Here is a 20924-nt window from a genome sequence, read left to right as displayed (position 1 = left end):
CCCGTTGCTGCCTAGCATGGGCGCGTGACCAGCCTCGCCGTCCCGGAACACCCCTGGCTGCTGCCGGGGGAGCTGGTCGTGCCGGGCGAACGTGACCGGGCACACCCGCGCCGCACCACCCGCGACTGGGTCGTGGACGGCCTCGCGTTCCTGGCCGGGCTGCTCTGGGTGCTGTTCACCACCGTGGACGCCCTGTCGCCCGCTCCGGAGACGGCGATTCCGCTGCCGCACGACTGGATGGTCGGCGTGGACGCGCTGCTCGGGCTGGCCTGCTGCGGGCTGCTCTGGGTGCGGCGACGGTGGCCGCTCGGGTTGGCGGTGGCCACCCTGCCGCTGAGCGCGTTCTCGCTGGCCGCGGCCGTCCCGCTGCTGATTTTCTACTTCACCGTCGTGGTGCACCGCCGCACCGCCGTCGCGATCGCGCTCACCGGTGCCGGCCTCGTCACCAACCTGGTCTTCAGTTGGACGCGCCCGGACCCGAGCTGGCCGTACTGGGCCACCGTGGCGTGGGGTGCGGTGATCACGATCGCCGTGCTGGCCTGGGGGATGTTCGTCCGGGCCCGGCGACAGTTGATCGTGTCGCTGCGGGAGCGGGCCGAGCGGGCCGAGGCCGAGCAGCAGTTGCGGGTCGCCCAGGCCCGGCACCTCGAACGCACCCGCATCGCCCGGGAGATGCACGACGTGCTGGCCCACCGGATCTCGCTGCTGAGCCTGCACGCGGGCGCGTTGGAGTTCCGCCCCGACGCGCCGGCCGACGAGGTCGCCCGGGCCGCCGGGGTGATCCGGGGCAGCGCCCACGCCGCCCTGCAGGACCTGCGGGAGGTCATCGGTGTGCTCCGCGCCGACGGCGGCAACGTCGGCGACGCCCCCGAGCCGCCGCAGCCCACCCTCGCCGACCTGCCCGCCCTGATCGCGGAGTCGCGCGCGGCCGGGATGCGGGTGAACGTCACCGACACCGTCGTCGCGTCGGCGGCCGTGCCGGCGGCGCTGGGGCGGGCCGCGTACCGGATCGTGCAGGAGGGCCTGACCAACGCGCGCAAGCACGCGGCCGGCGCGGCCGTCACCGTGGACGTGGCCGGTGGTCCGGGCGCCGGGCTGACCGTGGCGATCTCCAACCGGTGGCCGCTGGGCACGCCGGCCGGGGCTGAACCGCCGGGTGCCGGCGGTCTGCCGGGCGCCGGCACCGGGCTGGTCGGCATCACCGAGCGGGTCACCCTGGCCGGAGGCCGGTTGGCGCACGGGCGGGACGAGGCTGGCGACTTCCGGTTGGCCGCCTGGCTGCCGTGGCCGGCGTGACCGGGCCGTCCGGCGGGGCCGGGGAGGCCACCGCGCCGGTGCGGGTGCTGATCGTGGACGACGACGCGCTGGTCCGGGCGGGGCTCTCGATGATCCTCGGCGGCCTGCCGGACCTGCGGGTGGTGGGCGAGGCGGCCGACGGCGGCGAGGTTCCGGCGGCGATCGCCGCGTACGCCCCGGACGTGGTCCTGATGGACATCCGGATGCCCCGGGTCGACGGGCTCACCGCCACCGAGGCGCTCCGCGCGCGACCGAACCCGCCGGAGGTGCTGGTGCTGACCACCTTCGACGCCGACGAGCAGGTGCTGCGGGCGCTGCGCGCCGGCGCGGCCGGTTTCCTGCTCAAGGACACCCCCCCAGCGGACATCGTGCACGCGGTACGCCGGGTGGCCGCGGGGGAGGCGACGCTCTCCCCGACGGTGACCCGCACGCTGATCGACCACGTGACCGCCGCCGCCCCGGGTCTGGCCGGACCGGATCCGCGTCGCGAGCGGGCGCTGCGGCTGCTCGGCGGGCTCAGCGAGCGGGAGCGTCAGGTGGCGGTCGCGCTGGGGCGGGGCCGCACCAACGCGGAGATCGCGGGGGAGTTGTTCATGAGCGTGGCGACGGTGAAGGCGTACGTCTCCCGGCTGCTGACCCGGCTCGATCTCAACAACCGGGTCCAGGTGGCCCTGCTCGTGCACGACGCCGACCTCGTCTGAGCGCCCGTTAGGGGGACGATTAGGGGGCCGGGGGTTGAACTTTCATCCGATGCCGGCCGTACCACTGCCCGAGGATGTCGGTGCGGTGAATCCGCCGTACCGCTGCCGAGCTGCGGGAGGCCTGCCGTGCGTGTTGGTGAGCAGTCGACGGATCCCATCGACCAGGTGCTGGGTGAGGTGCCACTGCCGGCGCCACTGACACCCGAGGATGTCCGGCTCGCGGTCCGGGCGGTGGTCGTGCACACCGCCGAGGAGTGGCCGACCGGGCCGCTGTGTCGCAACGACGGCGCCTCCTACCCGTGCCGACTGCACCGGTGGGGGCGTCGGGTTCTGGAGACACACGGGCTCAACGAGCGGCAGATCGAGGCGTTGATCCAGCACGGCAACCCGTTCGTGCACGTGCCCTTCCCGTTCACCGCGACCGGGCCGTCGTCCGCGCGTCCCACCGGCGCCCGGCCGGCGGCGACCGCCGGCTATCCGGCGCCGGCTCCCGGCCGCGCTGGGCTGCCGGCGCGACACCAGGCCGCGCGGGTCACCCCTGCGGGGGTACGACCTGCCTCTGCCGGCCGGCCGGTGACTCCCCCCGTCACCGCGCCGCGCTGGCCCCGGGCTAGCTGAACGGCGTTACCCCCGCCCGCCCTGTCCGGGGCGACACGACGTCGGCCCGACGCGGAGATTCCCCACCCGCGCCGGGCCGACGTCACACCGGCCGGCTCGTTCAGTCGTTACCGGCGCCGACGCCGCAGTCCGGCGCGGACCAGCTCGTCGTGTTCGAGCTGCGGTCGCTGCTGTTTTCGCGCCGCGAGTCGACGTGCACGTGGTCGTCGTGGTCGGGGTAGCCCGGTCCGTAGATCCCGCTGAAGCCGTTGTCACGGGCGCTCTTGGCCACGCGGCAGAGCGAGGACGTCCGCGAGGTGACGTCGGCGGCGTTGCCGTACAGGTGCTGGCTGTCCGACGCGCCACCGACCTGGTTGTTGCAGGCGCGGCTGCGGAATCCGCTCGACACGTTCAGCGGCTTGTCGCCGAGGCTCTTGCGCAGCGCCTCCAATTTCCACATGGTGCGCAGCGCGTTCTGCTTCGTCTGGTCCGCCGACAGCGGACCGCCGCTCCACCCGCTGCCGCCGCAGCCGTTGTCCAACTCGTTGTAGGTGAAGTGCGCGGGTGTGCAGTCGTCGTCCTGGAGCTGGTACAGCTTGGCGTAGGTCTGCGGCCCCGCGATGCCGTCGGCGCGTAGCCCGTATGCCTGCTGGAACCGCTTGACCGCGGCGGCGGTCTTCGGTCCGTAGCGACCGTCGTTCTCCACGATGTCCCGGTAGCCGGCCCAGCCGGCGACCCGGATCTGCAGCTGACGGACGTCGTCGCCGGAGCGCCCCTGGTACAGGTTGCGGTTCCACGTGTAGCAGCCGTCCGCGTACGCTGCCGGCGCGGCGACCACCGATGCGATCGCTGCCCCGGGCAGTGCCAGGGCGAAAGCGACAGCAACTCGCTTCAAGGTGTTTACGCGCACAGAAGTCCTCCCGATAGGAGAGCGAATGGGGTTGCTTCGGGACATCGACCGGGACGTCCCGTGATTTCCACCCTCGCACTGATCCGTGCGCTACGCGGCGATTAACGGGAATTGTCCTCACGATTCGTTGTTTCTGGGCGTCGGCTGTGAATTCGACTGATTTGCGAAACAGCCGTTTCCCCCTGATCGACCCGGCGGCGCAAGAACCACACCGAACGTCGCATTCGGCCACACCCAGGGTGATGTTCTTCGCCCGTCGGGGGCCGGTAACGTCAGTCCCGGGCGACGGACTGGCGGAGGTGCACGTGGCACGCGGTGGCGTCTTCTGTGTCGAGGGTCAGTGGCACCGCGACCTCAACGAACGCGGTTCCGTGCTGCCCACCCTCGAACTGCTGGAGCGGCTGGGCAAGATCCGCTTCATCCACAAGGACGCGGCCACCCGCGACGAGCTGTTCTACTTCCTGGACCGCTGGCTGCTCAAGCAGTACGCCGACCACCGCGTCGGCTTCTTCGCCATGCACGGCGAGCCGAGCCGGCTCTGCCTCACCGACTGGCAGTCGGTGGAGCTGAACGAGGTGGCCGAGTTGATGGCCGGCCGCTGCGAGGGACGCCGGCTCTATTTCGGCAGCTGTTCGGTCCTACGCGCGTCGGACGCGGTGTTGCGCGAGTTCCTGGAGGTCACCGGGGCCGCCCTGATCTGCGGTTTCACCCGGGACGTCGACTGGGTCGAATCGGCCGCCTTCGAAACCGTCCTGCTCGACGTGCTGGCGAACGGGCAGCGGCACAATGCCGCCGAACTGCGGATGGGCTCCGCGCACTGGGCACCGCTGGCGTCGTACCTCGGCTTTCGGGTGATCTATGCCAACGGCCGGGCCTGGCGCCCGGCCGGCCGGCCCCGCGTGCCCACCCAGGCGGTGCCCCGCGCCGCTGCCGGCCCCCGCTGATCGGCCGCGGCCGACCTGCCGACCTGCCGACCTGCCGCCCTGCCGCCCGGCCGACCTGCCGCCGCTGGTCGGTGGCCACCCTGGTAGGAACGAGTGATGGCGCCCAGCATCGCGAAGAACACCCGGGTCGACCGGGACACCCTGCTCGACTTCCTCCGGCCTCGGCACCGTGTCGTGCTGATGACCACCCGGGCCGACGGCCGCCCGCAGTCCTCCCCGGTCTCCGCCGGCATCGACGGCCAGGGCCGGCTCGTCGTGTCCACCTACCCCGAGCGGGCGAAGGTGACCAACATCCGTCGTGACCCCCGGGTCTCGGCCTGTGTGCTGTCCGACGACTGGAACGGCCCCTGGGTGCAGCTCGACGGCACCGCTGAGGTGCTGGACCTGCCCGAGGCGCTGGAGCCGTTGGTCGAGTACTTCCGCAGCATCTCCGGCGAGCACCCGGACTGGGACGACTACCGGGCGGCCATGGTGCGCCAGGGCAAGTCGCTGATCCGGGTCACCATCGACGCCTGGGGCCCCATCGCCACCGGCGGCTTCCCGGCCCGCCTCGCCGACTGACCGCGCCTACTCAGTATGCGGCGGTGACCGCCACCCCAGGCCCGGCGGCGCTCGAACCCCTGAGCGCGCCCGCACCCGCCGGATGGGTTGGCGTGCTGTAGAGCTGCCCCGAATATGGGGCGGGCGACGACGGCGGCGCGTCCGTCGTGCCCCATATCTGGGGCAGCTCTACAGGGGGCGAGGGGAGGTCGGTTCGGCGGCTCGACAGTCGGTTGCGGCAATCGTCAGTACGCGGCGGTGAACCGCGCGTTGACGTACCGGGGCTGCTCGATCTCGTCGACGATCGCGACCGCCAGGTCCTCGTAGGTGAGCACCGACCGGCCCTGGTCGTCGGTGACCGGCTGGTCGGTGCCGGTGCGGTAATGCCCGGTGCGCTCGCCGGGGTGGAATTCCAGCGGCGGCGGTGAGACGTAGGTCCAGCTCACCCCGTCGGCGGCGGTGCGGTAGTAGTCCAGGGCGTCGGCCTGGCCCAGCGCCGCGTCCCGATACTGCTCCGGGAAGTCCGGCTCGTCGAGGATGCGGGTGCCACGGGGCGTGAGCAGGGTGGACCCGCCGCCCAGGTGGATGATCCGCGGTGCGGCCGGCATCGACCGCAGGGTGGTCACCAGGTTCTCGGCGGCGCTGCGCCACAGCCCGCGCTCGCCGCCGCCGATCGCCACCACCAGCGCGTCCGCCTCCGGGGCCAGATCCCGGACACTGCGCTCGCTGGTGGCGTCGCCGGTGACCGTCCGCACCCCCGCCGGCAGGTACGAGGTGGCCTCCGGGCGGCGGACCGCGGCGATCACCCGGTGCCCACGGTCGGCCGCCTCGGCGGTGACCCGCGACCCGGCGGTGCCGCCCGCGCCAAACACGACGATGGTGCTCACCAGCCCAGGCTAGGGCCGACTCGCCCCGGCGATGCCGTAATGACGAAACCCGCGGGGCGTTCGGGGGAACGTCGGACTGGCGTGGATCGACTACGGTGAGCCGAGCAAGATCCATTGACCTGAACGGGGAATCCATGAAGCACCTCTCCGCCCGTCGCCGGCTGCTCGCCTGGACAATGCCTGCCGCCCTGGCGCTCGCCGTCGTCCCCGCCCTGCCGGCTCAGGCCGCACCGATCAGCACGCCGACCACCGCTGTCACCGGCCCGGTCGACAAGGACCTCAACGGTGACGGCGTACCGGACCTGGTGACCGCCGGCGGCACCACGACGGGCCTCGACTCCGGCGTCTGGGCGGCGCGGGGCCGGATCAACGCGACCACCGGCGTCGGCACCGGCCGGGTGAAGGTCCCGGCGGTGAACATCGGCATCTACGGCAACGGCGTCACCGGCAACGAATCGCCGGCCGACTTCGACGGCGCCCAGATGATCACCGGCAGGTTCTTCGGCACCGCGAACCAGGACTTTCTGGCCTACTACCCGGGTGGCGACAACGCCGGTGGCGGCGTCATCATCAAGGGTGTCGGCGACGGCACGATGGCCAAGCCCTACAACGCCTCGGTCAGTCTCGCGCGCGAATTCCTGGCCGACGACTACGGCAACGCCCCGATCCAGCTCGTCAACGGGTACGTGGCGGACGGCGTCGGCGACGACATCCCCGACCTGCTCGGGATCGTCGGCGACACGACGAACGGCTACCGACTGGCCTACTACCCGAGCGTCTGGGCGGCGGGCCTCTACTTCAGGGTGGCGTTGAACACCACCACCCCGACCGGCGGCAGCGACTGGCAGAACTGGACCCTGGCCAGCACCGAGTTGGCTTCGGGCGTGGCCCTGGTGCTGCGCAACGCCACCACCGGCGACCTGTACCTGTGGCAGGGCGTGACGATGACCGACAACGGCGACGGGACCGGCGCGCTCGCCTACACCCAGTACCGGCTCGCCTCGGGCTGGAACACCGGTGCCGCGATCAGCAGCCTCGTCGCCGCCGACCTGAACGCCGACGGCGTGGTTGATCTGTGGGCGGTGTCCCCGGACGGCAGTGTGCGGGCGTACCTGATCTCGAACCTCTCCGCCACCCGGCCGGCGAAGATCCGCGCGATCCAGGCGCAGCAGCTCGGCTGAGCCGCGGTGCGGGCCCGCCGTGTCGACGGGCCCGCACCGGTCAGTCGACCAGGGCGGCGTAGACGAGCTGGCGCAGCTGGGAGCGCAGCGGGTACGTGCTCGACGGCATGAGCTGGGTGAACAGCAGCGCGGTGATCTCCTCGGCTGGGTCCACCCAGAACGCCGTGCTGGCGACCCCGCCCCAGTAGTACTCGCCGACGCTGCTCGGCACCCGGCTCGGGATCGGGTCCTCGACGACCGCGAAGCCGAGGCCGAAGCCGATCCCGTCGAGGGTGGTCTCGGCGAAGCCGCCGGTGGACAGGGTGCCCAGATCCTGCCCGCCGGGCAGGTGGTTGCGGGTCATGAAACGCACCGTGCGCGGCCCGAGCAGGCGTACGCCGTCCAGCTCGCCGCCGCGCAGCAGCATCTGGGTGAACCGGTGGTAGTCGGCGGCGCTGGAGATCAGGCCACCGCCGCCGGAGAGCAGGCCGGGCTTGTGGTGCGCGAGCGTGCCGAGCCGGTCGTAGCGGACCGCCCGCCCGCTACGCGGATCCGGTGCGTAGAGCGCCGCCAGCCGCTCGGCCTCGTCGCCCTCGACCCACCAGCGGGTGTCCGTCATGCCCAGCGGGCCGAAGATCCGATCGGCGAAGAAGGCGTCCAGGCTCTGCCCGGAGACCACCTCGACCAGCCGGCCGAGCACGTCCGTGGCGACCGAGTAACCCCAGGCGGTGCCGGGCTGGAAGAGCAGAGGCAGCTCGCCGAAGGCCGCGCAGGCGGTGGCCAGGTCGACGTCCGCCGGCGGGTACAGGTCGTAGCCGGCCGCCCGGTAGAGCCCGTCGACCACCGAGGTCTGCATGAAGCCGTACGTCAGGCCGGCGGTGTGGGTGAGTAGGTGCCAGACCCGGATCGGCTCGGTCGCCGGCACGGTGTACGGCTTGAGCGCCGAGCCCTTCGAGTAGACCCGCAGGTCGGCGAACTCGGGCAGCCAGCGGCTGATCTCGTCGGTCAGCTCGAAGCGGCCCTCCTCCCACAGCATCATGGCGGCGACCGAGGTGACGGGCTTGGTCATCGAGTAGATCCGCCAGAGCGTGTCGGCTTCGACCGGGGCGCCCGACTCCCGATCTCGCAGGCCGTACGTCGAGGAGTGCGCCACCTCGCCGCGCCGGGTGACCACCACCTGCCAGCCGGCCAGCCGGCCGTCGTCGACGTACCCGCCGAAGTGCTCGTCGATCCGCGCCAGCCGCGCCGGGTCGAAGCCGATCTGATCGGGGTCCTTGCTCCGCGCCACACTCACGTCGCCGAACCTACTCGCCGGTACGCCCCCGCCGGAAGGGGCCGCCCCCACCGGGCCGTCCCGAGGCGTCGGTGGGCGGCACTAGCCTGGCCGGATGCCGGAGTTGACCGAGGACATGACCTTCCGCCACGAGGACTGGTACGCCGAGGAGCTGACCGACCGCCAGTTCGTGGCGTGCGAGTTCTTCGACGTGGACCTGACCGAGGCGGTCACCCGTGGTGCGGTCTTCACCGGCTGCACGTTCGGCAACGTGCAGTTCAACGCGTCCCGGCACCTCGACTCGGCGTTCACCCGCTGTGTCTTCCGGCGCTGCAACTTCTTCGAGGCCGAGTTCACCGGCTGCAAGCTGGTCGGGAGCAGCTTCGTCCAGTGCGAGCTTCGTCCGTTGCGGGTCGACGGCGGCGACTGGTCGTTCGTCGCGCTGCCCGGCGCGGACCTGCGCGCCGCCTGGCTGAGCGGCGTGCGGATGCGCGAGGCCGACCTCACCGGGGCCAACCTGACCGGCGCCACGGTGACCGGCGTCGACCTCTCCGGGGCACAGCTGCACAACTGCCGCCTCGGCGGCGCCGACCTGCGGCGCAGCGACCTCACCGCGTTGGATCCGACGTCGGTCGAACGGGCCGGCGCCATCGTGGACGCCGAGCAGGCCCTCGTCATTGCGCAGGCGCTCGGCTTCCGGATCGGCTGACGCGGGGTCGCTCCCGGTCGATCGATCGCGGGATCGCCGGCCGTCCCATACCGTCCCGATCCGGACTGGACACGCCAGCCTGTCCCGATTTAGCGTGTCGACCACGCCCGTGCAAACGTGAAGCGACCCACAGTGGACGGTCGATCCCGTCGCGTGCGGTGGTGGCCGGGCGGCGGACTGGAGGGGTCGGTGGCGGACGAGGACCGTACGCGGGCGGATTCGCGGGCCGGGGACGAGTCGACCGGCCGACCGCCGTCGCACCGGCCGCGGAGCGTCGCCCTCGGGCTGAACCACCGGGCGCTGCGCCGGCTCGCCCGCGCCCGACAGCGGCGGCTCTGGGCGCTGGAAGGGCTTGGCGCACTGGTCTGCCTCGTGCTGCTCGTCGCGTACGTCGGCACGCGGTCCGGCCCGGAGTCGGACGATGGTCCGGTCGGTGGCTCGGGTGGCGTGCCCGCCGGAGCCACCCGACCGTCCGCCCTTCCGGCCGCCGACGGGCACGCCACCGATGCCGGGCCGGCGCAGCCCGGTCTGCGCCCCCGGGAGCGGCCGCCCTCGCCCGAGCCGCCACCGTCGACGAGCGCGCCCGCCCCGCCGCCGAAGAAGCCGGGGGCGTCGCCGCTGTCGGTGAGCCGCGCCGAGGTGCCCGCCGAGGTCGACCTCACCGCCGTGGGCACCCGTGACTGGATGCACTGGGGGCTGCGCGGCGGCAACTCGACCGTTCGCAAGCGCGCCGGCTCCGGGGAGATCGTCGACGGTGGTGGGAAGGGCACCCGGGTCGGCTGGGACGGCAATCAGGAGGTCGTCCGCTGGTCCGACGGCGCACCCGAGCGGTCCGATCGCGGCAGTTCCAACGGCGTCTACACCTGTGGCGTGGGCAACGGGTTCACGCTGACGGTCGCCGGCAGCGGGGCGCCGCGCACCGTTCAGCTCTACGCCGGGATCTGGATGGCACGGGGTCGGCTGGACGCCCGGCTGTCCACCGGGGGGCCGGTCAGCACCGTACGCCTGGAGGATCCGTACACCAGCCAGAGCGCCCAGTTCACCATCCGCTTCGAGCTGCCGAAGAACGCCCGGTTGGTGCTGACCTGGACCGTCGAGAAGGTCTTCACCGAGCACTGCGGCAACGTCGGACTCCAGGCCGTCGCGCTGCGCTGAACCGTCCACGTGGCGGGACAGTTTGTCCGTCGCCCTCGGTCGACAGCGACGTAACTTTCTGCTGTCCCCGTCTCACCTTCCACTGTGGAGGCAGCGCAGATGAGCAGCAGTACCGCCCACCGGTTCCGTCCCGCCGTCTTCTCCGGCGCCGATGAGCTGCCCGGCGAGGTGCTCCGCGACATTCCCCTGCCGCCGTACGTGACGGGCGAGGACGCCCAGTTCGCGGTGCGCGCGGTGGTGGTGCACGCGCCCCGGCGCTGGTCCGGCGGGGTGGTCTGCCGCAACGACGCCAGCCCGCACCCGTGCCGGCTGCACCGTTGGGGCACCCGGGTGCTGGCGCTGCGTGGATTGCGGGCCGCCGAGATCGCCGCGCTCGACGAGCGCGGCGACCCCGCGGCGGTGCCCCCCACACCGAACCGCCCGGCCTGACCCCGCAGTCAGGCCGGGCGGTTCCCGGCCCTCGGTCAGCAGGTGATCGGCTTGACCCAGGAGCATTCCACGCCCTCCGGCGTACGCGGCGTCTCCGGCACCGCGGGCGGCGCGACCCGTGCCGCGCTCGCGCCGTCGTCCCGATGGCCGGCCAGCGCCACGGCGATCTGGTCCTCCAGCGGCTTGACCGACGCCGTCAGGTAGTTGTTCAGCAGGATGGAGAACGCCAGCAGGTGGCCGTCCGCGCTCGTGACGTATCCGGACAGCCCGGAGACGCCGGTGAGGCTGCCGGTCTTGGCGTGCACGTTGCCCGCCGCCGGGGTGCCGGCCATGCGGCTGCGCAGCGTGCCGCCGACGAACCGTTCCGGCTGCCCGGCGATGGGCAGCGCGGCGTACCAGGTGGGAAACCAGGGCTCGGCCCGGACGGCTGCCAGGAGGTCGACGAACTCCGCCGCCGGCACCAGATTGCGCCGGGACAGCCCCGAGCCGTCGCGCTGGCGCAGCGTTCCGGTGTCCATCCCGGTGTCGGCGACGTACTCGCTGATCGCGGTGAGACCGGCGGACCAGGTGCCGGCACCGGAGAGCACCCGGCCGATCTCCTTGGTCAGGACCTCGGCGTGCCCGTTGTTGGAGAGCTTGAGGAACGGCGTCATCAGCTCACCGAGGCTCATCGAGTCGTGTCGGGCCACCGGGTGGGCCGTCTCCGGGGTGGGCTGGCCGAGCACCGTCCGGCCGAGCACCCGTACGCCGTGCCGGTGCAGCGCCGCCCGGAAGACGTCGGCCGCGTAGCCGGTGGGCTCCCAGACGGTCACCCAGTCGCTGGCGGGCTCGTCGCCTACGGCGATCTGACCGGTCACCACGATCGTGTTGCCGCCGTGTTCGCGTTCGATGGAGATCGAGGTCTCGCCCTCGCTGACGGTCTCGGCGCGGTTGTCGATGCGGACGTAGCCGGTGGGCGGCGTGGTGCTGACCACCGGCCTGGCGCCGGCCCGGTCGGCCGGCGCGGCGTGCACGATCACGGTGCCCGCGTCGTAGTCGGTGTCCGGCGCGACGGTCAGCGCGGAGACCTGCGCCGCGTAGTAGTAGGGCTCGTCGTCCCAGGTCCAGTCGGGGCCCAGCCGTGTGCGGTCGTAGCGGGTGTCGTCGGCGATCAGGTTGCCGGTCACGACCCGGACGCCGTCGGCGGCGACCTGCGCGGCCAGGGCGTCGTAGTCGGCCGCGAGCATTGTCGGATCACCGCCGCCGCGCAGGTACAGGTTGCCGGAGAGCAGACCGGCGCGGCGCTTGCCGGTGGTGTGGACGTCGGTGCTGAAGTGGTGCCCGGGGCCGAGCAGCTCCAGGGCGGCGGTCGAGGTCAGCAACTTGGTGTTGGAGGCCGGGACCAACCGCCGGTCGCCGTTGCGGTCGTAGAGCGTCTGCCCGGTGCTGGTGTCGACGACGACCACTGACGTCTGTGCGCCGGCCAGCCGACTGTCGGCGAGGATCGTGTCGATGGTGGCGCGCAGTCGGGTCGTCGCGGGGGTGGGCGACTCGGCGGTGGCGCCGGACGCGCCGACGGTGGCCGCGGTGACGGCCAGCGCGAGCAGCGCGACAGCGCGCGGAAAGAGACGACGATGCATGCGTCGATGCTGTCACGAAGATAATCGCCAGAGAAGAGCCTCGGCCGAAGGTTATTGCCGCTCGCGTTTACCCGGTCGGCCGACCGACCTGTCGTGCCCGCCCCAGTAGTGCCGCTGCGCGCCCATCACCAGCGGCGCCACCAGCGCGGCGAGCGCCCCGCCGAGCAGCGGGAAGACGATGAACACCCAGAGCTGGCGCAGCGCGGTGCCGCCCTCGAAGACGGCCGGACCGAAGGCGCGGGCCGGGTTGACCGCGGCGCCGGTCAGCGTCACGCCGACCAGTTGGGTCGCCGCCAGGGCCAGGCCGATGGCCAGCCCCGCGACGCCCGGGTTCTCGCTGCGGCTCGTCACGACCAGGATGACCAGCACGAAGAGGAAGGTCAGCACGATCTCCAGCACGGCCGCGCCGCCCCGGTTGATGTGCGCGCCGTACCCGTTCGAGCCGAGCGCCCCGGTCTGGTCCGCCACGTCACCCCAGCGGGTCAGCGCCCAGAGCAGGAAGCCGGCCACTGTCGCGCCGGCGAACTGGGCGATCCAGTAGGCCACCGCGCCGATCACCGAGATCTTGCCGGACAGCAGCACGCCGAGCGTCACCGCCGGGTTGACGTGACTGCCGGAGAGCGGGCCGATCGTGTAGACGAGGGCCAGCATGACGAACCCGAAGGCCAGCGCGACGACCACCACGCCGCCCTGGACCCGGGCGGCGACGGCCGCGCCCACGCCGAAGAAGACCAGCAGCAGGGTGCCGAGGAACTCGGCAGCGGCGCGACGGGCATCATCCATTCACTCAGCGTATGGACAATTCGGGCGAACCGATGGGGGAATCGGCGCTGTGAGCAGGGCGACGACCCGCGGTGGGCACAGCGCAGCCGGACATCGCGTTACACAACGCGTGAACACCCACTCCGTCGACGTCGTGGTGATCGGCGCCGGTCAGGCGGGCCTGAGCGCCGCTCACCACCTGCGCCGCACCGGTTTCGCTCCCGGCGACGGCTTCGTCGTCCTCGATGGTGACGACGGCCCGGGTGGGGCCTGGCGGCACCGCTGGCCGACCCTGCGCCTGGAGCGTGTGCACGGCTTCCACGACCTGCCCGGGATGCCCTTCCCTCCCGCCGACCCCCAGCGCCCGGCCGCCGAAGCGGTCAGCGCCTACTTCGCCGCGTACGAGCGGGCCTTCGACCTGCCGGTCCGCCGGCCGGTGCGGATCCGTGCCGTGCGTTCCCGCCCGGACGGCCGACTCGACGTCGACGCCGGCCACGACAGGTGGACCGCGCGGGCCCTGATCAACGCGACCGGCACGTGGACCAGGCCCTTCTGGCCGTACTACCCGGGTCGCTCGTCGTTCGGCGGGCGACAGCTGCACACCGCCGACTACCAGGGGCCGGCGGAGTTCACCGGCCGCCGGGTGGTGGTGGTCGGAGGCGGCACCTCCGCGGTGCAGCTCCTCGCGGAGATCTCGACCGTCGCGGCCAGCACGACCTGGGTGACCCGCCGGCCACCGCAGTTCAGCGACGGCGAGTTCGGCCCGGAGCTGGGCCGGGCCGCCGTGGCCCGGGTGGACGCGGCGGTACGGGCCGGACGCCCGCCGGGCAGCGTCGTGGGTGTGACCGGACTGCCGGTCACCCCCGAGATCCGCCGGCTGCGCGAGCGTGGTGTGCTCGATCGGCTACCCGTCTTCGACCGCATCACACCCGACGGGGTGGCCTGGGCCGACGGGCGTTTCGTCCCCGCCGACATCATCCTGTGGTGCACCGGTTTCCGCGCCGCGCTGGACCACCTGGCACCGCTCGGGCTGCGCGCTGCGGGCGGCGGAATCGTCATGGACGGCACCCGCGTGGTCGCCGACGACCGGGTCCACCTGATCGGCTACGGCCCCTCGGCGAGCACCATCGGCGCCAACCGGGCGGGCCGCGCGGCAGTCAACGAGATCCGCTCGTTGCTCGCCCCCGCCCCCGTGCTCGACTGATCCGGCTCTATTTGACGGATCGCCCGGCAGCGGGCACCGTGGGCAGGGACGGGGCCCGTCAGCTGCCCCGATTCGATGCGACGGCGATGACCGTCCGTCCCTCCCGTCGCCTCCCACGCGTGCTCGTACGCGGGCCAACTGTCCGGTCTGCGCGACAACCGACCGCGAGCCGAGAATCCACGAGGAGTTCCGCCAATGCTCACCATGACCGACAACGCCGTGCTCGTCATCCGTGACCTCGCCAACCAGCAGGACGTGGCCGAGGACGGTGGTGTGCGGATCGCCGCCGACGCCGACGCCGGATCGCTCACCGTGGAACTGGTGCCCGAGCCGGAGCAGGGCGACCACGTCGTCGACAACCAGGGCGCCCGGATCTTCCTCGATCCGGACGCCGCCGAGCTGCTCGGCGACGCCTCGGTGGACGCCACCGTCGACGACGAGGGAATCATCCAGTTCGGTTTCACCGAGCGGCAGTAGCAGGTAAACCGGGCTGCGGTAGCACGTTCACGGCGGTTCTCACCGCAGCGATCGCCCTCGCTGCGGCGGGCCCGGCCGAGGGTTCCGCCCGGGCCCTGCGGCGTCGTCCGGTCGCACCAACGTGGCGAGCACGTGCGCCAGGTGGTGCGACGTGCTCCACGCCGTCCAGTTGGCGATCGACCCGGCGCCGGCGCCCCGACGGGCGCGGCGCAGCAACTCGTGGTCGCCCCAGGAGAACGCCGCTCCGGCGCTCGACCAGTGCGGCGCCGCCACCAGCGTGCGGCACAGGTCGGCGAAGCGGTCGTCGCCCCGGCCGCCACGGCGCGACCAGCGGTAGACCCACCAGCCGTCGTCGGCGGTGTACCGCACGGTGGGCGTCCGGTCGCCGGGGTCGCCGGGGTCGGAGCGCGCCGGACCGACGCCGTAGTCGCCGTAGTCCACCCCGACGTCGGCCAGCCGCTGCCAGAGCTGCCAGTCCCAGCGCTCCAGCCGGACCGGCTCGTCGGTGGGCAGCCGGGACAGCGTCGGCGGCATACCGCCGGCTGCCACCGTCGCCGAGCGCCAGGCGTGGCGGCGGGCCCAGTCCAGCAGCCGGCGTACCCGCGGCTCGGCCACCCGCACGTCCGCCGGGCAGCAGACGTCGCCCGCGTCCACCAGCAGGTCGCACTCTTCCGGCGCGAGGCCGGTGAGCCGCCAGATCCGCTCGACGGCGGTCGTGTCCGCGTCCGGGCCCGCCCGGTCCTGCGCGGCGCGCAGCCGGACCAGCGCCCGCCGCGCGTACGCCCGGGCCGCCGTGCCGTGCGCGACCAGCCGGCGGTCACTCTCCGCGAGCCCGATGACCGGCATCAGCGGTACGCCCCACCGGGCCAGCTCCGTGTCGGCCGAGTCGGGCAGGGCGGTGACGTCGACGGCCGGCAGCAGGCCGGACGGCAGGCGGCGCAGCGCGTCAGTGGTGGAGCGGTCGACGGCGCTGACCTCCAGGATCGGGGCGAGCAGCGGGGCGACCGCGGGGTCGAGGTGGTTCAACGCTTCCAGCTCACCGCGTCGGCGGCTGGCGAGGATGGGGCGGTAGACCGGTTCCGCCGCCCGGCCCCCGTGGGCGGGCACCATACTTCAATCTAGTCAGGCATTCGCATGCGTCCACACGATCCGGGCCGAAAATCTGCTGCCTGGCTGTCGCTTCGGCGACTAAGCTCGCCCGATGTCCGCGTCACCCCACCGTTACCGCTCCGTGGACGAGGACAGCGCCCGCTGGGTCGGGTTCCCGTTCCGCGACGGCGACATCGTGATCAGCACCCGGTCCAAGAGCGGCACCACCTGGATGCAGATGATCTGCGCGCTGCTGGTGCTCGGCACCGCGGAGCTGCCGGCGCCGCTGCCCGAGCTGTCGCCCTGGCTGGACTGGCTGGGCGAGCCGCGCGACGCGGTGTACCAGCGGCTGGCCTCCCAACCGCACCGCCGGTTCATCAAGACGCACACCCCGCTGGACGGGGTGCCGCTCGACCCTCGGGTGCACTACGTGGTGGTGGCGCGGCATCCGCTGGACATGGCGGTGTCCCTCTATCACCAGTCCGCCAACCTGAACCGGGTCCGGATGGCCGAGCTGACCGGCCAGCCCGTGCCGGCGGGACCGCCCCGGGCCCGCCCGTCGGTGCGGCAGTGGTTGCCGAGCTGGGTCGACCACGAGGTGGACCCGCGCGCCGAGCTGGACTCGCTGCCCGGGGTTCTCTGGCACCTGAGCGACGCCTGGGCCCGCCGACACGAGCCGAACGTTCTGCTGGTGCACTACGACGACCTCCAGGCCGACCTGGGTGCCCAGATGCGCCGGCTGGCCGACCGGTGGGGGGTCGCGGTGTCCGCCGAGCGCTGGCCGGCGCTGGTCGAGGCGGCCACGTTCGGCCGGATGCGGGAACGCGCTGACCAGCTCGCCCCGGACATGCTGGGGGTGCTGCGGGACCGCCGGGCGTTCTTCCGCCAGGGTGGCTCGGGGCAGGGGCGCAGCCTGCTGGACGCGGCCGGTCTGGCCCGCTACGAGGAACGGGCGAGGGCCCTGGCCCCGCCCGACCTGCTCGCCTGGCTGCACCGCGACGCCTGAGGGTGCGCAGACGAGCGCGCGGCGCCGCCTCGACCGTGGTCGGAACGTCGCCGCGCTCTGGCCGTCTCCCACCACCGCAGCCGTTCGGCGGTACGCCAGCGGGGACCTGGCTCGACCGGCCGCTCGCGCCGGTCAGCGTTGTCGATCCCCGGTCGGGGCGGATCCAAACCTGCCGACCGTGGGGGATTTCACCATCTGCCAGTCCCGGCGTGACGCGCGACCGAACGGGGTATGAGCGGGCCATGGAGCATTTCACGATCGCGACCGTCGCCGAGAAGAGCCCGGACTTCCGGCGGGTGCTGTGGACCGGCGAGCACACCCAGCTGGTGATCATGACCATTCCGCCGGGCGGGGAGATCGGCGAGGAGGTGCACGAGGGGATCGACCAGATCCTGACCTTCGTCAGCGGGACGGGCGAGGCCCGGGTCGCCGGTGCGAAGCGGGAGGTCGTCGCGGGCGACCTGGTCGTCGTGCCGTCCGGGACGAAGCACAACTTCGTCAACACCGGCCCGAACCCGCTGGTGCTCTACACCGTCTACGGCCCTCCGGAGCACGCCGACCAGGCCGTGCACCACACCAAGGAGGAGGCCGACAAGGCCGAGGCAGCCGGCGAGGACGAGCCGCCGACGTCGTGACGGCGGCGGCCTGAACCGGGCCGATCCGGGTACGCGCGGCGGGTGACGCAGCCGGCGATCTCCGACTACGGGTTCCTCTCGGACTCCCGTTCCGGCGCGCTGGTGGGGATCGACGGCTCGATCGACTGGTGGTGCCCGCACCGGTTCGACGGCGCCTCGGTCTTCGGGCGGCTGCTCGACCCGCGCGCCGGGCACTTCCGGTTGGCGCCGGTCGGCGCCGGTGGCCCCGGCTTTCGGGTGGAGCGCTCGTACCGGCCGGACACGCTTGTGTTGCGCAGGGTGCACCACACGCCGCAGGGCAGCGTGGCGGTCACCGACGCGCTCGCCGCCGAGACCGGCGCGCGCGCCCACGATGTGGGGATGAACTCGCCAGCCGTGCTCATCCGGGTGGTCGAGGGCCTGTCCGGGCGGGTCCGGATGGAGCTGGACTTCGCGCCCCGTCCGGAGTATGGGCTGCTCACCCCGTACCTGCACGAGCAGCCGGGCGGCGGGGTGCGGGCCGACGCCGGCCCGGTGGTGCTGGTGCTGCGCGCCGGCGACCTGCCGCTGCGGGCGGGCCGGGACCGGGTCACCGAGGAGTTCGAGGTCTCCGCCGGTCAGGTGATCGGGATGGACGTGGCCTTCGGAGAGGCGTACGGAGCCCCGCCGCCCCGGATGGACCCGCTGGTCGCCCTCGCCGAGACGACGCGGGCGTGGGAGGCGTACCGGGAGACGCACCGGTACGACGGCCGGTACCCCGAGCTGGTCCGGCACAGCGCGATAGTGCTGACCGGTCTGACGTACGCCCGCAGCGGCGCGGTGGCCGCGGCGCTGACCAGCTCGTTGCCGGAGCAGATCGGCGGCGACCGCAACTACGACTACCGCTACTCCTGGTTGCGGGACTTCTCACTGACCATGCGCGCGCTCTGGGTGGCGGCCTGCCCGGACGAGGCGTCGCGGTTGTTCGCCTGGGCGGCCCGGTCGATCGGCCGGTTCGGCGACGAACCGGTTCCGGTCCTCTTCGGGTTGGAGGGCGAACGTGACCTCTCCGAGCACCACTGCGATCACCTGCGCGGATACCGCGACAGCCGCCCGGTGCGGGTCGGCAACGACGCCTGGCGGCAGCGGCAGCTCGACGTACCGGGTGAGGTGCTGTCGGCGGTGTGGAGGCTGCGCGACTACCTCGGCGCCCCCTTCGAGGAGGAGCTGCGGGAGATGGTGCTCGGGCTGACCGAGCAGGTGGCCGCGACGTGGCACCTGCCGGACCGGGGGATGTGGGAGACCCGGGACGAGGAGCGGCACTACCTCTCCTCAAAGGTCTCCTGCTGGCTGGCCATGGATCGGGCAGTGGGGCTCGCCGACCGGCTCGGTGAACGGGCCGACCCACGGCGCTGGGCCGGCGTCCGGGACGAGATCCGCGCGGCGGTGCTGCGCGAGGGCTGGAACGACCGGATCGGGGCGTTCACCGGTGCGTTCGGGTCGCCGGAGCTGGACGCCTCGGTGCTCACTCTGCCGATGGCGTACTTCCTGCCGGCGACCGATCCCCGGATGCGGTCGACCATCACGATTGTGGAGCGGGAGCTGGGCACCGACGACGGGCTGCTCCGGCGGTGGACGACCGACCCGGCCGGGTTCCTGCTGTGCTCGTTCTGGCTGGTGGAGTGCCTGGTGATGGCGGGTGAGACGCGTCGGGCCGAGGAGCTGTTCGAGCGCGTGGTGGGTCACGCCAACGACGTGGGTCTGTTCAGCGAGCAGATCGACCTGACCACAGGTGCGCAGCTCGGCAACACGCCGCAGGCGCTGTCCCACATCGGGCTCATCAACGCGGCCTGGCGGCTGACCGAGCCGAACAGCTTCTGATCGGCCCGCCGGAATCCTGCAACAGACCTGCAAGCGCCAGCCATTGACGCTGATGCGTGCGCAGTCCTAGCCTCGAAGAGACGGGAAAGCCCTTTCCCACGGCTTTCATCCCGCTTCACCCCGCTGTCGGAGCCGGGCATCCGACGGGCACACCGATCCCCGCTTTCGAGGCAGCGCGCCGTGCCGGCACGTCCCCGCGCGGCCAGATCCAGGGATCGCCACCACACGCGTCAAGGAGGACAACCGTGCACAAGAGACGACACCCCGGCCGACGACCACTGGTGCTGGCGGTGGGCGCCGGCGTGACGGCGGCGGCGCTCACCGTCGGCATGACCTCGGCCTTCGCGGCCACCATCTTCACCGACACCTTCAACGACGGCGACGCCTCCGGCTGGTCCAAATCCGGCGGCACCTGGGCGGTCGACGGCTCGGGCGTGCTCAACCAGTCGAACGCCGGCAGCGAGCTGGCCCGGCAGTTCGCCGGTCAGACCAGCTGGACCGACTACTCCGTACAGGCCCGCGTCCGGCCGGCGAGCTTCGGCTCGTCCAGCGCCCTGGTCGGCCTGGCCGCCCGGTCCACCAGCAGCACCAAGATGTACCGACTGGCCCTGCTCGGCTCCGGCCGGGCCGAGTTGCAGGCCGTCAACGGCAGCAGCATCACCGCGATCGGCTCCGCGTCGCTCGGCGTCGCCGCCGGCACCTGGTACACCCTGCGCATCGAGGCGAGCGGCAGCACCATCCGCGGCTTCGTCAACGGCACCCAGATCGCCTCCGGCAGCAACAGCCTGGCCAGCGCGGGCCGGATCGGCCTGGTCACCGCGTACGCCAGCGGCGGCTTCGACGACGTGGTGGTCGACTCGTCCGGCGGCGGCACCCCGACCACGCCACCGGCGACCACCGCACCGCCGAGCACGCCGCCGCCCACCACGTCGGGCCCGACCACCCCACCGCCCGCGGGTTGGCCGACGCCCACCAGCAGCCAGAAGGTGGACGCGACGATCGGAGTCACCGGCACCTTCGACGGCGGGCTCAAGCGCTACTACGGCATCGGCGACGGCGGGCAGAGCGAGAGCCAGGACCCGATGTTCGAGCTGGCCGCAGGCGCCACCCTGCGTAACGTGATCATCGGTGCGCCGGCCGGCGACGGCGTGCACTGCGAGGGCGACTGCACCCTCGTCAACGTCTGGTGGGAGGACGTGGGCGAGGACGCCGCGACCTTCCGCGGCGGCAGCACGTACACCGTCGACGGCGGTGGCGCCCGGTCCGCCAGCGACAAGGTCTTCCAGCACAACGGCCCGGGCACCGTCTACATCAAGAACTTCCGGGTGGAGAACGCCGGGAAGCTCTACCGGGCCTGCGGCAACTGCTCCACGTCGTACCAGCGGCACGTCGTGATCGACAACGTGGTCGTCCGGGACACCGACGCGATCGCCGGCATCAACACCAACTGGGGCGACACCGCCCGGTTCAGCCGGATCACCATCGTCGGCGACACGGACCGGGAGACCTCGATCTGCGTCAAGTACAAGGGCGTACCCAAGGGCAGCGAGCCGACCAAGATCGGCGAGGGCGCCGACGGCGTCAACTGCTTCTACACACCGGCTTCGTCGGCGCCAACGGCGCCGGCAAGACCACCACCATGCGGATCATCCTGGGTGTGCTCGCCCCCGACGCCGGCGAGGTGAGCTGGGG

General features: G+C 72.6%; 21 protein-coding genes and 1 pseudogene. 16 read left to right on the top strand and 6 right to left on the bottom strand.

Translation table 11 applies throughout. The annotated features are described in order from the left end of the window. The first annotated feature begins 24 nt into the window (after window positions 1-24). The 3 genes from ABZU46_RS08730 to ABZU46_RS08720 all read left to right on the top strand — a co-directional run bounded on the left by ABZU46_RS08730 (window position 25) and on the right by ABZU46_RS08720 (window position 2615). On the top strand, window positions 25-1296 hold the full coding sequence (locus ABZU46_RS08730; protein WP_354855844.1) for a histidine kinase: 1272 nt from the start codon (window positions 25-27) through the stop codon (window positions 1294-1296). Next, window positions 1284-1997 (top strand): response regulator transcription factor, encoded by a 714-nt coding sequence (locus tag ABZU46_RS08725; protein WP_354855843.1) that lies wholly within the window; start codon window positions 1284-1286, stop codon window positions 1995-1997. The genes ABZU46_RS08730 and ABZU46_RS08725 overlap by 13 nt, the downstream gene beginning before the upstream one ends. 126 nt (window positions 1998-2123) lie before the next feature. Beyond that, the gene (locus tag ABZU46_RS08720; RefSeq protein WP_354855842.1) at window positions 2124-2615 is read left to right on the top strand and encodes a hypothetical protein; all 492 of its coding nucleotides are present in this window, start codon (window positions 2124-2126) and stop codon (window positions 2613-2615) included. A 100-nt stretch (window positions 2616-2715) separates the two neighbouring features. On the opposite strand, the gene ABZU46_RS08715 is transcribed toward ABZU46_RS08720, so the two are convergent. Further along, complete coding sequence (locus ABZU46_RS08715; RefSeq protein ID WP_354855841.1) at window positions 2716-3504, bottom strand: D-Ala-D-Ala carboxypeptidase family metallohydrolase; 789 nt, start codon at window positions 3502-3504, stop codon at window positions 2716-2718. A gap of 305 nt (window positions 3505-3809) precedes the next feature. Here ABZU46_RS08715 and ABZU46_RS08710 point away from each other — a divergent pair, with 305 nt between their 5' ends. Both ABZU46_RS08710 and ABZU46_RS08705 read left to right on the top strand, forming a co-directional pair. Further along, complete coding sequence (locus ABZU46_RS08710) at window positions 3810-4448, top strand: hypothetical protein (RefSeq protein WP_354855840.1); 639 nt, start codon at window positions 3810-3812, stop codon at window positions 4446-4448. A 96-nt stretch (window positions 4449-4544) separates the two neighbouring features. Further along, window positions 4545-5009 (top strand): PPOX class F420-dependent oxidoreductase, encoded by a 465-nt coding sequence (locus ABZU46_RS08705; RefSeq protein WP_354855839.1) that lies wholly within the window; start codon window positions 4545-4547, stop codon window positions 5007-5009. Window positions 5010-5233: 224 nt separating this feature from the next. Here ABZU46_RS08705 and ABZU46_RS08700 read toward each other — a convergent pair whose 3' ends face one another. Then, window positions 5234-5875 (bottom strand): NAD(P)H-binding protein, encoded by a 642-nt coding sequence (locus ABZU46_RS08700; protein ID WP_354855838.1) that lies wholly within the window; start codon window positions 5873-5875, stop codon window positions 5234-5236. A gap of 134 nt (window positions 5876-6009) precedes the next feature. On the opposite strand from ABZU46_RS08700, the gene ABZU46_RS08695 reads away from it, so the two are divergent. Further along, window positions 6010-7056: a hypothetical protein gene (locus ABZU46_RS08695; protein ID WP_354855837.1), complete on the top strand. Its 1047-nt coding sequence runs from the start codon at window positions 6010-6012 to the stop codon at window positions 7054-7056. A gap of 40 nt (window positions 7057-7096) precedes the next feature. Here ABZU46_RS08695 and ABZU46_RS08690 read toward each other — a convergent pair whose 3' ends face one another. Next, window positions 7097-8329, bottom strand: a complete 1233-nt coding sequence (locus ABZU46_RS08690; protein ID WP_354855836.1) for a serine hydrolase domain-containing protein — start codon at window positions 8327-8329, stop codon at window positions 7097-7099. A 94-nt stretch (window positions 8330-8423) separates the two neighbouring features. On the opposite strand from ABZU46_RS08690, the gene ABZU46_RS08685 reads away from it, so the two are divergent. From ABZU46_RS08685 to ABZU46_RS08675, 3 genes are all read left to right on the top strand, one after another. Then, window positions 8424-9017, top strand: coding sequence for a pentapeptide repeat-containing protein (locus ABZU46_RS08685; RefSeq protein WP_354855835.1), 594 nt, complete (start codon window positions 8424-8426; stop codon window positions 9015-9017). A 189-nt stretch (window positions 9018-9206) separates the two neighbouring features. After that, window positions 9207-10172 (top strand): hypothetical protein, encoded by a 966-nt coding sequence (locus ABZU46_RS08680; RefSeq protein WP_354855834.1) that lies wholly within the window; start codon window positions 9207-9209, stop codon window positions 10170-10172. Window positions 10173-10271: 99 nt separating this feature from the next. Then, on the top strand, window positions 10272-10601 hold the full coding sequence (locus ABZU46_RS08675) for a hypothetical protein (RefSeq protein ID WP_354855833.1): 330 nt from the start codon (window positions 10272-10274) through the stop codon (window positions 10599-10601). A 35-nt stretch (window positions 10602-10636) separates the two neighbouring features. Here ABZU46_RS08675 and dacB read toward each other — a convergent pair whose 3' ends face one another. Beyond that, entirely contained in the window at window positions 10637-12220 is a 1584-nt protein-coding gene (gene dacB / locus ABZU46_RS08670) for a D-alanyl-D-alanine carboxypeptidase/D-alanyl-D-alanine-endopeptidase (RefSeq protein WP_354855832.1), read from the bottom strand. A gap of 51 nt (window positions 12221-12271) precedes the next feature. Continuing rightward, complete coding sequence (locus tag ABZU46_RS08665; RefSeq protein ID WP_354855831.1) at window positions 12272-13003, bottom strand: aquaporin; 732 nt, start codon at window positions 13001-13003, stop codon at window positions 12272-12274. 109 nt (window positions 13004-13112) lie between these two features. On the opposite strand from ABZU46_RS08665, the gene ABZU46_RS08660 reads away from it, so the two are divergent. Both ABZU46_RS08660 and ABZU46_RS08655 read left to right on the top strand, forming a co-directional pair. Then, window positions 13113-14186 carry an NAD(P)-binding domain-containing protein gene (locus ABZU46_RS08660; protein WP_354855830.1) on the top strand — a complete coding sequence of 358 codons (1074 nt, stop codon included), beginning with the start codon at window positions 13113-13115 and terminating at the stop codon, window positions 14184-14186. A 195-nt stretch (window positions 14187-14381) separates the two neighbouring features. Continuing rightward, window positions 14382-14663, top strand: a complete 282-nt coding sequence (locus tag ABZU46_RS08655; protein WP_354855829.1) for an adhesin — start codon at window positions 14382-14384, stop codon at window positions 14661-14663. A gap of 39 nt (window positions 14664-14702) precedes the next feature. Here the strand turns inward: ABZU46_RS08655 and ABZU46_RS08650 are convergent, their stop codons facing one another. Then, window positions 14703-15773, bottom strand: coding sequence for a hypothetical protein (locus ABZU46_RS08650; protein ID WP_354855828.1), 1071 nt, complete (start codon window positions 15771-15773; stop codon window positions 14703-14705). A gap of 91 nt (window positions 15774-15864) precedes the next feature. Between ABZU46_RS08650 and ABZU46_RS08645 the strand changes: the two genes are divergently transcribed. From ABZU46_RS08645 to ABZU46_RS08625, 5 genes and pseudogenes are all read left to right on the top strand, one after another. Then, complete coding sequence (locus tag ABZU46_RS08645; protein ID WP_354855827.1) at window positions 15865-16758, top strand: sulfotransferase domain-containing protein; 894 nt, start codon at window positions 15865-15867, stop codon at window positions 16756-16758. A 242-nt stretch (window positions 16759-17000) separates the two neighbouring features. Further along, window positions 17001-17393, top strand: coding sequence for a cupin domain-containing protein (locus ABZU46_RS08640; protein WP_354855826.1), 393 nt, complete (start codon window positions 17001-17003; stop codon window positions 17391-17393). Window positions 17394-17435: 42 nt separating this feature from the next. After that, the gene (locus ABZU46_RS08635; RefSeq protein ID WP_354855825.1) at window positions 17436-19232 is read left to right on the top strand and encodes a glycoside hydrolase family 15 protein; all 1797 of its coding nucleotides are present in this window, start codon (window positions 17436-17438) and stop codon (window positions 19230-19232) included. 329 nt (window positions 19233-19561) lie between these two features. Further along, window positions 19562-20761, top strand: a pseudogene (locus ABZU46_RS08630) (pectate lyase); the annotation flags it as partial. Between the two features lie 56 nt (window positions 20762-20817). Beyond that, window positions 20818-20924 (top strand): ATP-binding cassette domain-containing protein (locus ABZU46_RS08625; RefSeq protein ID WP_354855896.1); only part of this gene is annotated, 107 nt, incomplete at its 3' end.

This window comes from Micromonospora sp. NPDC005197 (assembly GCF_040608295.1).
In the GTDB taxonomy this organism is placed as follows: Bacteria; Actinomycetota; Actinomycetes; order Mycobacteriales; family Micromonosporaceae; genus Micromonospora.
Note: the sequence above shows the minus strand (reverse complement) of the source record. Positions and strands in the feature narration are given on the sequence as shown.